This window comes from Actinomadura logoneensis, from assembly GCF_003428695.1.
Taxonomy (GTDB): domain Bacteria; phylum Actinomycetota; class Actinomycetes; order Streptosporangiales; family Streptosporangiaceae; genus Spirillospora; species Spirillospora logoneensis.
Genome location: NZ_QURH01000525.1, coordinates 1 through 1,406, shown reverse-complemented (window position 1 = coordinate 1,406; position 1,406 = coordinate 1). Strand labels below are relative to the sequence as shown.

Here is a 1,406-nt window from a genome sequence, read left to right as displayed (position 1 = left end):
CCGAGCCGAGCCGCGCGTCCGAGTCGGGCCGCGCGTGCGGTCCGTTACGTCCCGTGCGTGCGGTCCGGACGCCCGGCCTGCGACGTCGTGTGAAGGCCGCACCCCGCAGCGGGGTGCGGCCTTCGCGGTTCTAGCCTTGTCCGCATGCAGGACGCCTTCCCGGAATCCCCCCAGGACGTCGTGGCCCGCCGCGCCGCGTCCTTCGGCTCCAACGCCGCCGAGCGCCCCGACTACCCCCTCGCGGCCGTCCGGTGGGTCCTGGACCGCCTGACCCGCCGTCCGGCCCGTGTGCTCGACCTGGCGGCCGGGACGGGCAAGCTGACCGGCGTGCTGCGGGCCGCGGGCATCCCGGCGGAGGCGATCACCGCCGTGGAGCCGGATCCGGCGATGCTGGCCGAGCTGCGCCGCGCCCATCCCGGGGTGACCGCGCTGGAGGGCACCGCCGAGCGGATCCCCCTGCCGGACGGGGCGGTCGACGCCGTCCTGGTCGGGCAGGCCATGCACTGGTTCGACATGGACCGCGCCTACCCCGAGATGCACCGCGTCCTGGCGTCCGGCGGCGTCCTGGGCGGCTTCTGGAACCTGGACGACGACGCCGTGCCGTGGGTGGCGGAGATGAAGCGGATCGCCCGCAGCACCGTCACGGCCACCCGGTGGCGCCCCAAGACGCTGCCCGACCACCCGCTGTTCCCGCACCTGGAGCGGACCGAGTTCCCGCACGTCCAGCGCCGCACGGCCGAGTCGATGGCGGCGACGATCGGCACTCACTCGCACGTCCTGATCATGGACGAGCCGGCCCGCCGGGATCTGCTGGAGCGCGTCGTCGCCCACCTGCGCGCCACCCCGGAGACCGCCGACGGCGACTTCGACCTCCCGCTGATCACCCTGGCCGTCCGCGCCGTCGCCGCCTGACGAACGGGACGGCGCGCCGGCTCGCACGGGCCGAGCGGCACGCGCGTACTCCGAACGATGTAGGCGGGACCGGCCTCGCGGAGGGGCGCGGGCGCCCGGGGATGGTGCTGGGATGGGGGAGTGCTTCGCTTCACCACCCGGCAGGACGCCCTGCTCGCGGCGCTGGCCTTCGCGGGCGGCGTGCTGCTGCTGTACGCCCACGGGTACGTCCGGTGGTCCGAGCACGGCTGGAGCGCGCCGGTGCCGCTGCGGGCCGTCCCGCTCGCGGTGATGTGCGCCGGGATGCTGTTCCGCCGGACGGCGCCCATGACCGGCCTGGCGGTCTCCTCGGTGGGCAACGCCGCCGAGCTGCTGCTCGGGCCCGGCCTGGGCGGCGCGATCGTCTACACCGACGCCCTGTACGCGGCGACGCTGTACGGGCCGCGCGCCGCCGTGCGCTGGCTGCTGGGCGCGGCGGTCGGCGGGTCGCTGGCGGTGGCGGCCGGCGCCGCGCT

The 1,406-nt window shown here is 76.4% G+C and carries 1 protein-coding gene and 1 pseudogene; both read left to right on the top strand.

What is annotated here, in order from left to right:
- Window positions 1-144: 144 nt before the first annotated feature.
- Window positions 145-912 (top strand): class I SAM-dependent methyltransferase, encoded by a 768-nt coding sequence (locus DZF91_RS23820; RefSeq protein WP_117359545.1) that lies wholly within the window; start codon window positions 145-147, stop codon window positions 910-912.
- Between the two features lie 120 nt (window positions 913-1,032).
- A pseudogene (locus DZF91_RS23815) lies at window positions 1,033-1,406 on the top strand (sensor histidine kinase); the annotation flags it as partial.